This window comes from Cycloclasticus pugetii PS-1, from assembly GCF_000384415.1.
Lineage (GTDB): Bacteria > Pseudomonadota > Gammaproteobacteria > Methylococcales > Cycloclasticaceae > Cycloclasticus > Cycloclasticus pugetii.
In genome coordinates, this window is record NZ_ARVU01000001.1 from 2,272,003 (window position 1) to 2,284,715 (window position 12,713).

15 protein-coding genes and 1 riboswitch are annotated in these 12,713 nt (G+C 43.9%); all 15 genes read right to left on the bottom strand.

Translation table 11 applies throughout. The features are described 5' to 3' along the window. Positions 1 to 25: 25 nt before the first annotated feature. Positions 26 to 430, bottom strand: a complete 405-nt coding sequence (locus CYCPU_RS0111065; protein WP_232228639.1) for a VanZ family protein — start codon at positions 428 to 430, stop codon at positions 26 to 28. After that, complete coding sequence (locus tag CYCPU_RS0111070) at positions 405 to 1,280, bottom strand: dihydroorotate dehydrogenase electron transfer subunit (RefSeq protein WP_015006949.1); 876 nt, start codon at positions 1,278 to 1,280, stop codon at positions 405 to 407. The genes CYCPU_RS0111065 and CYCPU_RS0111070 overlap by 26 nt, the downstream gene beginning before the upstream one ends. Next, a complete protein-coding gene (locus CYCPU_RS0111075; RefSeq protein WP_020162736.1) occupies positions 1,280 to 2,551 on the bottom strand; it encodes a dihydroorotase in 1,272 nt (423 codons plus the stop codon). Before CYCPU_RS0111075 ends, CYCPU_RS0111070 begins: the two co-directional genes overlap by 1 nt. Further along, positions 2,548 to 3,561 carry an aspartate carbamoyltransferase catalytic subunit gene (locus CYCPU_RS0111080; protein WP_015006951.1) on the bottom strand — a complete coding sequence of 338 codons (1,014 nt, stop codon included), beginning with the start codon at positions 3,559 to 3,561 and terminating at the stop codon, positions 2,548 to 2,550. Before CYCPU_RS0111080 ends, CYCPU_RS0111075 begins: the two co-directional genes overlap by 4 nt. A gap of 5 nt (positions 3,562 to 3,566) precedes the next feature. Continuing rightward, complete coding sequence (pyrR, locus tag CYCPU_RS0111085) at positions 3,567 to 4,079, bottom strand: bifunctional pyr operon transcriptional regulator/uracil phosphoribosyltransferase PyrR (RefSeq protein ID WP_015006952.1); 513 nt, start codon at positions 4,077 to 4,079, stop codon at positions 3,567 to 3,569. Positions 4,080 to 4,081: 2 nt separating this feature from the next. Beyond that, positions 4,082 to 4,507: a Holliday junction resolvase RuvX gene (gene ruvX, locus CYCPU_RS0111090; RefSeq protein WP_015006953.1), complete on the bottom strand. Its 426-nt coding sequence runs from the start codon at positions 4,505 to 4,507 to the stop codon at positions 4,082 to 4,084. Further along, on the bottom strand, positions 4,507 to 5,070 hold the full coding sequence (locus CYCPU_RS0111095; protein WP_015006954.1) for a YqgE/AlgH family protein: 564 nt from the start codon (positions 5,068 to 5,070) through the stop codon (positions 4,507 to 4,509). The genes ruvX and CYCPU_RS0111095 overlap by 1 nt, the downstream gene beginning before the upstream one ends. 25 nt (positions 5,071 to 5,095) lie before the next feature. Beyond that, positions 5,096 to 5,947, bottom strand: coding sequence for an energy transducer TonB (locus tag CYCPU_RS0111100; protein WP_016390818.1), 852 nt, complete (start codon positions 5,945 to 5,947; stop codon positions 5,096 to 5,098). A 2-nt stretch (positions 5,948 to 5,949) separates the two neighbouring features. Then, the gene (gene gshB, locus CYCPU_RS0111105; protein ID WP_016390817.1) at positions 5,950 to 6,891 is read right to left on the bottom strand and encodes a glutathione synthase; all 942 of its coding nucleotides are present in this window, start codon (positions 6,889 to 6,891) and stop codon (positions 5,950 to 5,952) included. Between the two features lie 43 nt (positions 6,892 to 6,934). Then, positions 6,935 to 7,507 carry a hypothetical protein gene (locus tag CYCPU_RS0111110; RefSeq protein ID WP_016390816.1) on the bottom strand — a complete coding sequence of 191 codons (573 nt, stop codon included), beginning with the start codon at positions 7,505 to 7,507 and terminating at the stop codon, positions 6,935 to 6,937. A gap of 502 nt (positions 7,508 to 8,009) precedes the next feature. Further along, positions 8,010 to 8,741: a 16S rRNA (uracil(1498)-N(3))-methyltransferase gene (locus tag CYCPU_RS0111120; protein WP_020162739.1), complete on the bottom strand. Its 732-nt coding sequence runs from the start codon at positions 8,739 to 8,741 to the stop codon at positions 8,010 to 8,012. A 2-nt stretch (positions 8,742 to 8,743) separates the two neighbouring features. Further along, on the bottom strand, positions 8,744 to 9,040 hold the full coding sequence (locus CYCPU_RS0111125) for a YcgL domain-containing protein (protein WP_015006959.1): 297 nt from the start codon (positions 9,038 to 9,040) through the stop codon (positions 8,744 to 8,746). Then, entirely contained in the window at positions 9,037 to 9,885 is an 849-nt protein-coding gene (metF, locus tag CYCPU_RS0111130; protein ID WP_020162740.1) for a methylenetetrahydrofolate reductase [NAD(P)H], read from the bottom strand. The genes CYCPU_RS0111125 and metF overlap by 4 nt, the downstream gene beginning before the upstream one ends. A gap of 2 nt (positions 9,886 to 9,887) precedes the next feature. Then, the gene (gene ahcY, locus CYCPU_RS0111135) at positions 9,888 to 11,291 is read right to left on the bottom strand and encodes an adenosylhomocysteinase (protein WP_020162741.1); all 1,404 of its coding nucleotides are present in this window, start codon (positions 11,289 to 11,291) and stop codon (positions 9,888 to 9,890) included. Positions 11,292 to 11,331: 40 nt separating this feature from the next. Continuing rightward, entirely contained in the window at positions 11,332 to 12,495 is a 1,164-nt protein-coding gene (gene metK, locus CYCPU_RS0111140) for a methionine adenosyltransferase (protein WP_015006962.1), read from the bottom strand. 127 nt (positions 12,496 to 12,622) lie between these two features. Then, positions 12,623 to 12,699, bottom strand: a riboswitch (S-adenosyl-L-homocysteine riboswitch). Positions 12,700 to 12,713: the final 14 nt, after the last annotated feature.

Genomic DNA, 12,713 nt, shown 5'->3' on the forward strand with positions numbered 1-12,713 from the left:
ATCTACTTTAGCCAAGCTATTACCCTTAGGGATTTCGCCCGCTTGGTTTCACCTTAAAAAAGCACCACCGAGTAACGATTAGCAAGGACAAACCGGCCCCTAAGATATCAGCAAACCAATCATACAAATCCGACTCACGCCCTGATATAAATGACTGATGCCATTCATCACTGGCCGCATAGAGCGCTGAAAAAATAAAGGCCACAATGAGCGCTCGTTGTTCGTTTTTGATTACTTGGGTGAAATAAGCTAACGCAAAGAAACCTAAAACAGCATAGGCAATTGCATGAATAACCTTATCTTGATGTGCAAATAGCACTGGCGTTGGTAACGCTGACTGATGGGATAAGTAAAAAATAAGCCCACAATAGCCCACCAACAAAGCCAAGCAAACGCCTTTCACGTTAGGCGAATACCGTACTGGCTTCAAACACGGGGCCATCGACACAGACTCGTTTCATCGCCTCACCCTCTTTTGTCTTCACCTTAACAACACAACCGGCACAACCACCAACGGCGCATGCCATATATTCTTCAAGCGACACTTGGCATGAAATATTAAATTCTTTGGCCAATGCAGCCACCGCTTTTAACATCGGCGTGGGGCCACAGGAATATATCTCTACCTGTTGCCGCTGTGCTTCACTAAGGGCATTCAGCCAATCGCGTGCTAGGTCGGTAATATAACCTTGATAAACACCATCATAATTTTGCAAACTGGCTAAACGGCTGGGAATCCCCCACTCTTCTAATAATGGTAAACCATCACTAACGCTTGCTTCAATACCATCAAGCGCCAATGCCGATGCCTTTCTTTGAAACGGAAAAGGAACTTCTGAGCCCATAAAAACAACCGGTGTTATCTCAGTTTGATTGTCTTTTATATACTCTGATAAACAAATCATGGGAGGAATACCGACGCCACCACCCAACAGCAAGGCCCTAGGTTTGTTGGTGTTTAACTCAAATGGTCGACCAATTGGCCCCATCACGTTAATTGTCTCACCCACTGCGCGTTTTGCGAGCAATTCTGTCCCTGCACCCACCGCCTTATATAAAAACTCAACCCAACCTTCTGAAGCGCAAGCACGCATAATCGATAATGGGCGACGCATTAAACGTTGGGGGTCACATTGAATGTGTGCAAACTGTCCTGGCTGTGCTGAGGCTGCACACTTAGGCGCCTTCACGCGTAAAACGTATTGCTCTTGTTCAAACGCCTGTTGCGCCAAAATTTCAGCATCTTCTAAAAAGATGGTGTTTCGTGTATTTTCTTGCATTATTCCTCGAAAACTAAGTGGCCATTAACCAGTGTATGCGTTACTTTGCCTTTCATTTGATGCCCAAGGTAAGGCGTGTTTATTCCTTGGCTAAACCAATGTTCCTCATCAACTAGCCAAGTTTTATCAGGGTCAACAATACAAAGGTCTGCTGGAGCGCCTTCCGACAGACGCCCTGTTGCCAGCCCCAGTGTCACTGATGGCCCATCCGTTAAACGACTCACCATTTGAGATAAATCCAATATTCCCTCATCTACCAGTGTCAGCATTAATGGTAACACCGTTTCTAAACTTGAAATGCCCGGCTCAGTTGATGGGAAGGGGGCTTGTTTAGCTTCTGCCTCATGCGGTCGATGACCTGAGCTAACACTCAATATTCCTTTTGCAACACCCGCCACTAACGCATCTCTGTCTTCTACTGAACGCAGTGGTGGTGAAGTATGATAGTTTGCGTCAAACGTACCCACATCAAATTCAGTTAAGCTTAATTGGTATGCATGTACATCTGCCGAAATGGCATCATTAGTAGCCTGCGCTCTTGCAATCATCGTCACAGCCCTTGCTGAAGACACGCCCGTTAAATGAATTCTCGCACCCGTTTCTTCGGCTAATTCAATCATCTGTGCGATAGCTACTGTTTCTGCTGAAACAGGGATGCCCGATAAACCCAATTTAGAACTCACCGAGCCATCATGAATACAACCATCATCTTTAATCGATATATCTTCTGGTTTGAGTATCACCAGCAGGTCATGGGTACTGGCATACTGTAAAGCACGCCTTAATATTTGGTTATCAATCGTATTATTGGGTGCTTGGCTTACGGCAACACAACCTGCTTTTTTCAAGGCATACATTTCACTCAGCGCCTTACCTTGTAGCCCAACCGTTAAAGCGCCTAATGGCAGTACTTTTGCCGAACCAGCCAAGGCCGCTTTGTCCAAAATCAGTTGCACAACAGAAGGGGTATCTAATACTGGCTGGGTATCTGGCAAACAACAAATTGAGGTATAACCGGCCGATACAGCAGCTTTTGTTTCGCTCTGTATTGTTGCCTTATGTTCATAACCCGGCTCTCTTAGACTGGCATTTAAATCTACAAAGCCCGGTAACACCCATTTATTGCTGGCATCTATACTCTGTTGTGCAACAAAGCCCGCTGGCTTCTCACCCACCGATTGAATTTGACCGTTGGCAATATAGACATCCTTAACTGCATCACAGGCATTAGCTGGGTCAACGACTCGGCCATTTTTGATGTGTATCTTCATCCCTTAACTACCTTATTTTGACCCAGCGTAAGTGTCATCACCGCCATGCGGATAGCAATGCCATTCGTCACTTGCTGCAAAATAACCGAATTGGCACCATCAGCAACGGCAGCTTCCATTTCCACGCCACGATTAATCGGCCCTGGGTGCATCACGGTGACATCCGGCTTGGCATACGCCAACTTTTCTTCCGTCAGGCCAAAACACTCAAAATACTCGTGCTCACTGGGTAAGAGTGCAGCGCCCATTCGTTCACGTTGCAAACGCAGCATGATCACCACATCTACATCATCAAGCCCTGTACGTAAATCGCCATACACGTGCACACCTAATGAATTAACATCACTCGGTAACAACGTCTTCGGAGCAATAACTCGCACCTCTTTAACCTCTAGCGTATTAAGCGCATGAATTTGCGAGCGAGCAACTCGTGAATGCAAGATATCGCCAATAATGGCAACTTTCAAATGCTTAAACTCCTTCTTTACTCGACGAATAGTAAACATGTCGAGCATCGCCTGAGTGGGATGTGCGTGGCTTCCATCGCCAGCATTAATAACGCTGACATGTGGCTCTACATGTCGCGCGATAAAATGTGCCGCGCCACTATCGGAGTGCCTCACCACAAACATATCGGCCTGCATCGCTTCTAAATTACGAATCGTGTCGAGAATGCTTTCGCCTTTAGAGGTTGCAGACGTTGCTATATTTAAATTAATCACATCCGCAGATAAACGTTTTGCAGCTAAATCAAACGTCGTACGTGTTCGCGTGCTGTTTTCAAAAAACAAATTAACAATCGTTTTTCCACGCAGTACGGGGACTTTTTTTACCGCCTGATGACCTACGCTCGAGAATGACTCGGCGACATCCATAATCTCTATCAGGGTTTCTTTAGAAAGACCCTCGGTGGTTAGAAAGTGGCGGAGTTGTCCCTGTTCATCAAGTTGTAAACGGGAACTATCGGGTGCTTTGAAGGACGTACTAGCAGGTTGCTTGCTAGAGCTCATATCAGTCAATTCCGGTTAGTTTCTAGCGCTAAAGGCGCCGGGCCGATCAATTTTACCTGTTTTTCAGGTAACAAATCCAGTTTCACACCGACTATATCTGCATGAAGCGGCAATTCTCTCGCCCCACGGTCTACTAAAACCGCCAACGTAACACTATCAGGGCGACCGTAATCAAAAATTTCATTTAATGCTGCACGGATCGTTCGGCCTGTATAGAGAACATCATCCACCAAGATAATGTGCTCGTTTTCAACCTTAGCAGGGATATTACTTGGCTTAACCTGTGGATTTAAGCCTATGCGTGAAAAGTCATCCCGGTAGAATGAAATATCAATTTCACCAAGCGGTTTATTCAACCCTAGTTTCTGATGTAACTTTTCTGCCACCCATAACCCGCCGGTATGCACCCCTATCATCAGTGGCTCAACTATTTGCTTGCGCTCCATCATTTGTGCCAACTCATCTGCCATTGTGTTTATGATGGCATCAATATCAATAGCTTTTAACTCTGTATCCATACTTATTGCTTGTGTTGTTGTGTGTTTAACCAGCTTTGTAAAATCAACTGCGCAGCGACTTGGTCTTGAACTTCCCATAACTTATCGGCACTCACCTGAACCTCATCAAACAATATTTGTTTTGCTTCAAATGTTGTCAGCGCCTCATCAAATAATTCAACGGGGCATTGATACCGCCCTTCTAACTGTCTAGAAAACCGCTCCATTTTTGGCGTAACTGTATTATCACTACCATCTTCTTGGCGAGAAATACCAACTATCATTTTTGTTGGCTGCCAGGTCTCAATAATTTTTGTTAACTCGTCCCAGCCGGTCTTTTGTCTCACTGCTTTAACCGTTGTTAAGGCATTGGCAATGTGTGTCTGTGTATCACCCACAGCAACACCTATTTTTTTTACACCATAATCAAAACCTAGGCATACCGCCATTAGCAATGACCCACATCAGAACTCATCAAACTAATATCAACACCTATTCTATGCGCCGCCAATTCCCAGCGTTGCGGGAGAGGCTCATCAAAAATAATATGTGGTTCAGCTTGGCCATGTAACCAAGAATTCCGCTGAATTTCCTGCTCCAATTGCCCTGCAGCCCAGCCCGCATAACCCAGCGCAACCATCCATTTCTCGGGCCCTTTACCTTCGGCAATTGCTTCTAAAATATCTTTTGAGCTGGTCAGCGCAAACTCATCATTCACCGTTAACGTAGAATCCCAGTTGCCTACCGGCGTATGCAACACAAACCCTCGCTCAGGTTGAACAGGACCACCCATAAATAAAGGCGTTGCCGCTACTGCTGGGTTAACTGCAGTAATTGATAATTGATCAAAAATGGCTTTCATGGTCATCGTGTGTGGTTTATTAATCACGATACCCAGCGCCCCTTCTTCATCATGCTGACATAGGTAGGTGACCGATTTAGAAAAGTCATCACCTTCCATTCCTGGCATTGCAATTAGGAAATTATTAGTGAGATAGTTTTTTTTATTCATAAATAAAATTTCATCGTTGTGGTCTTTAGCGTGTTAGCAAAGAGCCTTCATTTAAAAATTGCCAGGTCCTCGTGATGACCAAAATATCAATATCTTTTTGCAGATCAATAGGGAGCGGGGCAAATGGTGCCGATAGTTTAACAATATTGACTGCTGCATCATCAATAATTTTATGACCAGAACGGCGATTAATTATGATTTTCTTTAAATTACCATCGGCATATAATTCAACGCTCATTACTAATGTGCCCGACAAACGCTTACGCCTCACCTCCCCTGGATAATTCAAATTGCCCACTCGCTCAATTTTGCGTTGCCAAGCCGCTTCGTAACTGGCCGCTTTGTATTTATGCGCATTAATTGAGTTGATGTGTAATTTTCGAGGTCGTCGTGAATAACTGGTAACCGCTTCATTAATTTCTGCCTGAAGTTTTGCAATTTCCTCACTTTGACGCAATAAATCAGCCGTCGTTAATGCCTTGCTTTGCTTTGGCACTTTTTTATTGCTAGCCTCAATTGCCACATCCGCTTCAGTTTGCAAGAGCGCCTTTTGAGCCTGAGCCAGCGATTGCTGCTCTTTCGTATGCTCAGATTGTGCTGACTGCTTTTTCGGCTGCAACGCTGCTTGCTGTTGATTAACTGCCTTTTCTTCCGCTTCGCCACTACCAACTTGATCTTCTTGGGCTAAAAAATCAGCTTTTTCAGGCCGCTCTTTATCCGGCGATACCACCAACACAACCTCTAGTGCTTGACTAACGGAACGCGAGATATCAACATCAAAACTAATACCCAAAATAACCAAGGCATGAATAATGCCCGCCATAAATAACGTTAAACCCAGCTTATCCGCTGATGATATGGCAGCTGGAGCAGCCACCTCTATGCTAGTTGCTCCTCAATGCAATCCATCAGTAAAGCACTTATGTTTAAACCAAATTGATTGTCCAACTCTTGTACACACGTTGGGCTTGTCACATTTATTTCCGTCACATAGTCACCAATCACATCTAAGCCAACAAAAAACAGCCCCTTTTTAACCAACGTAGGGCCAATTTGCTCACATAACCAACGGTCTCTATCGGTTAATGTTCGGCCCTCACCTGTCCCACCAGCGGCCAAGTTCCCTCGCGTTTCACCTTCGGCAGGAATACGGGCCAAGGCGTACGGTACGGGTTGACCATTAACAATTAAAATACGTTTATCGCCCTGCTTAATTTCAGGTAGATAGCGCTGAACCATTGTCAATTCTTTTCCATGATTAGTCATCGTTTCCAGCACAACGCCAAGGTTATGGTCCGCTTTTTTAAGTCGATAAATGGACGCGCCGCCCATCCCATCTAAAGGTTTAACAATAATATCTTCATGCTCAAGCAAAAAGTCTTTAATCCGTTGAGTTTGCGAAGTCACCAAGGTAGGCGAGCAACAGTCTGGAAACCATGCCGTAAATAACTTTTCATTGGCATCACGCAAAGACTGCGGTTTATTCACCACCAATACACCATCGGATTCGGCTTGTTCTAAAACATACGTCGTATAGACAAAGTTCATGTTAAAAGGCGGGTCAACACGCATTAAAATAGCATCCATTTGACTCATAACATCATCAATAGGCTCACCTAATGTAAACCAACTTTTTTCATCGCGCTGAACAGTTAATGGTTTATAGGTCGCCTTCGCAGTACCATTTATCAGGTACAGGTCTTGTTGTTCCATATAAAACAACTCCCAGCCCCTGCTTTGCGCTTCAAGCAACATAGCAAATGTGGTGTCTTTTTTGATATTGATTGACCCGATAGGGTCCATTACAACGCCTAAACGCATGGGTCTCTCCGCTTGTAAGTGTTTTCTCTAATATTATAACGTGTCATGTACATATAGATTTGTTATGAATTTCTTCTGTTAAGTTACTAATTGCATTTCGAAACTCAAGTAGTCCGCTCAATTCAATTCTAATACGGTCATTTTCAATTTTATAGCTGTCAGGATGGCTAATAGCTACTCGCTTCAAAGCATCTTTGTGTTTAGATAAAGGCACTCTACCAGCTATATGTAACAAAGCATTTCTAACTTCTTGAGCATTGATTATTATTGAATACGCAGAATTATCTCCCAGCTCCCCCAATATATCTTTAATATAAGATTTGAATTTTTTTATCCCATAACCTCCGTCTTGTTGAACCGAACGAGGGTTTTTATCTCTCCATAATAAATACAACATTTCTTCTAGATGACCAAACATTAACAGAAAAGATGTTTCACGAAGCTTTTCAGGGAAGTGTTTTTCTAGGTTAATCCTCAAATAAGCTTTATCTACACCAGATGAGTCCGCGTCTTCATCTATTAAAGTTGCTCTTAAAGCATCATCGATATAGTCATGAAACCTTGCTATACAACCAAGGTTTTGCCTAAGCATCAATTTAAAAATAGCATTCCCCATATCATTCTTACAATTCAAATAACAACCTCAAAACATAGTAAATTATCGTTGTCATTTAAACACAACCAGATTTCTTCATCTGTTTCGCCTTGAAAGGCGAGTGACTCTTTTGTCAGTAGCAACAAAAGAGTAACCAGAAAAATGCCACCCACTGCTCTCACCCTGAAGGGTGCCTTCAAAAATAACCAATAAAATAGCTACTGTGGAACTCGCCTAAAGAACGGGCTCAAACAGCCACAATAGAAAACTCTATTTTATTGATTAGTTTTTCAGTGAGAGCAAGAGGGTTTATAATCAAAGTCACTCACTTTTGACTTTGGTACCCTTTTATCGCGCTAGGAATTATTTCTTTTCGGATAAGAGAGCGCGTTGTCTGAGCATAGCGAGTTTAGCGCGAACCCGAAAATAATTCATTACTGCGATTTGGGCGACCTTTTCTTTGGTTCTGTTTCTTTTTGTCGCAAAAAGAAATGAACACCCTAGCGGCAGCAAAAATGCAAACCTACCCCATATCTCCCCAGAGAACTTGCATCGCTGCAATGGAAGCAATCGCTGCTGTTTCGTTACGGACAACCCTTGGCCCAAAACCCAAGGCCGAAAAATTTACCTCTTGCGCATCCAACACTTCTTGTTCTGAAAAACCGCCTTCTGGCCCAATCAGCACGGCTACCGCATCATTTGGTTTTGGATAATCTCTTAACGTATCTGCCTTACCCGGCTCAAATATAATACGGCTTGCCGCCAACTCTGTATTTAGCCACTGCGCTAAGTCCATCGTTACATTTAAGATCGGTGGCTTATTTCGACCACACTGCTCACAAGCCCGATAGACAATGTTTTGCCAATGTTGATGGCGCTGCAAACGACGTTCTTCGGTGAGTTTAACAACACAGTGTTGCGTAATAACGGGGGTAATAACCGCCACGCCCAGTTCTGTCGCTTTTTGAATCGCTACATCCATCCGTTCGCCCCGGGAAACACTCAGGCCCAATTCAATCTGAAGCGGCGACTCTAATTCTACATTTCGCCAAGCACCCAGTTCTAGCACCACCGCCTTACGATGGACCTCGACCGCTATCGCAGAATATTCACCGCCTTGGCCATTGAAAACGGTTAATTGGTAACCTTTTTTTAAACGCAATACATTGCGTAAATAATGCGCCGCATCTGCTTCGAGTGTTACAGCGGCTCCTTCGACTAAATCTTGCTCAACAAAAAGGCGTGAAATACGCATCGCTAGCCGTGCAAACTATCCGGTAATGTTATGGTGTCGATCGGGTCTTCATTTTTAGGCGGCATTTGCAAGTGAAAACCCTGCGTTTCAAGGTTCTTCATCACGACTAATACATCTTCTCGTGCTAATGAACGCTCCGCAGATAATTCTAAATCAAACACATGCTCAGGCACTGGAAATTGCTGCATCACTTCAACAGGAACATCTGAAAAATCATCCTGCTCTTTGACATATAAATATAAACCATCACGCTTAGCCGTTTTGTAAATGGCACAGGATATTTCTTTTACACGACTCATTTCGCGCTGATCCCTAAATTGCGGCAAATAGCCAAACTCGCTTCTGCCTGATTCATGCTGTAAAAATGCAGTCCCGGACAACCATAGTCAAGCAATGTTTGACTTAACTCACTGACCACATCTGTCCCAAATGCTTTAATCGATTCGCGGTCATCGGCAAAGCCTTCTAGGCGTTTACGTATCCAACGGGGGATTTCAGCACCGCACATATCAGAAAATCTCGCCAACTGTGAATAGTTTGTTATTGGCATAATTCCCGGCACAATCGGTACATTTATAGCCATTTTGTCGCAATCTTCAACAAACCGGACATACGCCTCAAAATTAAAAAAGTATTGTGTAATGGCACTATCTGCGCCTGCTTCTACTTTTTGTTTAAAGTTAGCTAAATCCGCTTGAGCATTAGCAGCTTGCGGATGAACTTCGGGGTAAGCGGCCACTTCAATATGGAAGTGGTCACCTGTTTCTTCACGAATAAAAGCCACTAGCTCATTGGCATAGCGAAATTCACCAATATCCAAGGTGCCTGATGGGATGTCCCCACGTAAGGCAACAATGCGGTCTACGCCGTTATCCTTATAATTTGATAAAATTTTACGGATGCTTGCTTTTGTAGACCCCACACAAGACAAATGTGGCGCCGCTGAGAAACCTTGCTTTTTAATATCCAGCACGGTATCAATGGTACCTTGTTGAGTACTACCTCCTGCGCCAAAGGTGACAGAAAAATATGCTGGGTCAAGTTGGCCCAGCTCTTTACTGACATTTAACAGCTTAACTCGCCCTTCTTCGGTTTTTGGTGGGAAGAATTCAAAGCTAATTTTTTGATATGACTCTAAACTCATAGTTAGTAACGGTAGTGATGTGGTTTATACGGTCCTTCAACAGGGACATTAATATAGTCAGCTTGCTCTTGCGTAAGCTCGGTTAAATTTACGCCAATTTTCTCTAAGTGCAAACGCGCTACTTTTTCATCTAAGGTTTTAGGTAACACATAGACTTCATTTTTGTAGTTATCTCCATTTGAGAAAAACTCAATTTGCGCCATGACTTGGTTGGTAAATGATGCCGACATCACAAAACTTGGATGTCCTGTTGCACAGCCAAGATTAACCAAACGGCCTTTTGCTAACAGCGTAATTCTCTTGCCATCGGGGAAAATGACGTGATCCACTTGTGGCTTTACTTCTTCCCACTCGTATTTTTCAAGCGACGCAATATCTATTTCAGAATCAAAGTGACCAATATTACAAACAATCGCTTCATTTTTCATCGCCAGCATATGGTCGTGATTAATTACACCCAAGTTACCCGTTGTTGTCACAAAGATATCACCTTGGTCGGCCACATCGTCCATTCGTACGACGCGATAACCTTCCATCGCTGCTTGTAATGCACAAATAGGGTCAACCTCGGTCACCCAAACACTTGCACCCATGCCTTTAAAAGCTTGCGCGCAACCTTTACCAACATCACCATAACCCACCACAACGGCGATCTTACCCGCAATCATCACATCAGTAGCGCGCTTAATGCCATCTAATAATGACTCACGACAACCGTACAGGTTATCAAATTTACTTTTCGTCACAGAATCATTCACGTTCATTGCTGGAAAAAGCAGCTCACCAGCTTCTTGCATTTGGTACAAACGATGTACACCTGTGGTTGTTTCTTCTGTTACACCTTTAATACTGCTAGCCATGTTTTGCCATCTATTTGGTGCTAGCGGTAAATTGCGACGTAAGACCTCTAGAATGGCAACCCATTCTTCGTTATCACCTGCTTGTGCATCTGGTACCGCACCCGCTTTTTCAAACTCAACGCCTTTATGCAGTAACAAGGTCGCATCACCACCATCATCAAGAATCATATTCGCTTCTTGCCCTTCTGGCCAAGTCATCATCTGCTCTGTACACCACCAATACTCTTCAATCGTTTCACCTTTCCAAGCAAACACTGGAATATTAAGGTCGGCAATTGCCGCTGCTGCATGATCTTGTGTAGAAAAAATATTGCAAGAACACCAGCGAACCTCAGCTCCTAAAGCGACTAAGGTTTTGATCAGTACCGCCGTTTGTATGGTCATGTGTAGACTGCCTGCAACGCGCGCACCTGCTAATGGCTTACTCTCACCAAACTCTTCTTGTAAGGCCATTAAACCCGGCATTTCGCTTTCAGCAATGGCTATTTCTTTATGACCCCATTCAGCCAATGACATATCAGCTACTTTATAATCTGTAAAACTCATTTTTTTATCTCTCTAAATTGTTGTGTGTCGGTGCGCCTGACTATTTAGCCGCATCTCTTAATAGCTCGGCTTTATCTGTGCGCTCCCAAGTAAATTCGGGTAATTCACGGCCAAAGTGTCCATAGGCTGCGGTTGGACGATAAATCGGACGCAATAAGTCCAATTCTGCAATTAAGCCTTTCGGGCGCAAATCAAAATGTTCGCCGATCAGTACAGCTATTTTGTCGTTGTCGATAAGCCCAGTACCAAATGTTTCAACCGCAATGGATGTTGGCTTGGCGACCCCAATCGCATACGAAACTTGTATTTCACAACGTTTCGCCAAACCCGCTGCAACAATGTTTTTAGCAACATATCGACACATATAAGCAGCAGATCGGTCTACTTTACTAGGATCTTTTCCAGAAAATGCGCCGCCGCCATGGCGTGCCATGCCACCATAGGTATCTACAATAATTTTACGACCTGTTAAGCCGCAGTCCCCCACAGGGCCACCAATAATAAATTGGCCTGTCGGGTTAATATGAATATTTTCAGACAAACAACTGGCAAACCACGCATCTGGCAATACCGGTTTAATAATTTCTTCAATCACCGCTTCGCGTAAATTGGCCAAACTGATCTCGGGTGCATGCTGTGTCGATAACACGATCGCTTCTACACCCACTGGTTTATTGTTTTCATAACGCAGGGTCAGCTGGCTTTTCGCATCAGGGCGCAGCCACGGTAATACGCCATTCTTACGCACCTCTGCTTGGCGCTGTACCAATCGGTGAGAATAGGTGACCGGTGCCGGCATTAAAACATCAGTTTCATCACAGGCATAACCAAACATCAGCCCTTGGTCGCCAGCGCCTTGCTCATGCTCTTCGCTTTCATCCACACCAATAGCAATATCGTGAGACTGCTTGCCAATAGCATTTAGCACCGCACAACTTTGCCAATCAAAGCCTATCTCTGGTTTGTCGTAACCAATATCTTTAACGACTTGACGTACTAGCTCTTCGGTATCGACCCATGCATTTGTCGTTACTTCACCGGCTAAAATCACCATTCCGGTCTTAACCATTGTTTCAACGGCGACTCTCGATGAGGCATCTTGTTCTAATAAGGCATCTAACATCGCATCTGACACTTGGTCAGCTACTTTGTCTGGGTGTCCTTCAGATACCGACTCAGATGTAAAAATAAAATTCTTGCTCATAGTAAACTCGCCTCTTCGGTTTAAAAATAGGCACTAAAAGTTGGGCTATATGGATGTTGCCAGTTAGGCAGATGATAAAAACTCACCGTTTTATCTAGACACCATGCTCATTATTTCAGTTTCCTGTTAATAATGAACGCAGTTAAAATTTGACTGTTTGAATAAGCCTAGCAGGAAGATCCTGTCGCAGCGTTCCTTATTCAAGGTGAAGCTATTTT

Bases quoted from the DNA above. Each gene is read 5' to 3' on its own strand.
- pyrR (WP_015006952.1), bottom strand. From the start codon at position 4,079: ATGGATACAGAGTTAAAAGCTATTGATATTGATGCCATCATAAACACA.
- gshB (WP_016390817.1), bottom strand. From the start codon at position 6,891: ATGCGTTTAGGCGTTGTAATGGACCCTATCGGGTCAATCAATATCAAA.
- CYCPU_RS0111120 (WP_020162739.1), bottom strand. From the start codon at position 8,741: ATGCGTATTTCACGCCTTTTTGTTGAGCAAGATTTAGTCGAAGGAGCC.
- CYCPU_RS0111095 (WP_015006954.1), bottom strand. From the start codon at position 5,070: ATGAATAAAAAAAACTATCTCACTAATAATTTCCTAATTGCAATGCCA.
- metK (WP_015006962.1), bottom strand. From the start codon at position 12,495: ATGAGCAAGAATTTTATTTTTACATCTGAGTCGGTATCTGAAGGACAC.
- CYCPU_RS0111075 (WP_020162736.1), bottom strand. From the start codon at position 2,551: ATGAAGATACACATCAAAAATGGCCGAGTCGTTGACCCAGCTAATGCC.
- metF (WP_020162740.1), bottom strand. From the start codon at position 9,885: ATGAGTTTAGAGTCATATCAAAAAATTAGCTTTGAATTCTTCCCACCA.
- ruvX (WP_015006953.1), bottom strand. From the start codon at position 4,507: ATGGCGGTATGCCTAGGTTTTGATTATGGTGTAAAAAAAATAGGTGTT.
- ahcY (WP_020162741.1), bottom strand. From the start codon at position 11,291: ATGAGTTTTACAGATTATAAAGTAGCTGATATGTCATTGGCTGAATGG.
- CYCPU_RS0111080 (WP_015006951.1), bottom strand. From the start codon at position 3,561: ATGAGCTCTAGCAAGCAACCTGCTAGTACGTCCTTCAAAGCACCCGAT.
- CYCPU_RS0111070 (WP_015006949.1), bottom strand. From the start codon at position 1,280: ATGCAAGAAAATACACGAAACACCATCTTTTTAGAAGATGCTGAAATT.
- CYCPU_RS0111110 (WP_016390816.1), bottom strand. From the start codon at position 7,507: ATGGGGAATGCTATTTTTAAATTGATGCTTAGGCAAAACCTTGGTTGT.
- CYCPU_RS0111125 (WP_015006959.1), bottom strand. From the start codon at position 9,040: ATGAGTCGTGTAAAAGAAATATCCTGTGCCATTTACAAAACGGCTAAG.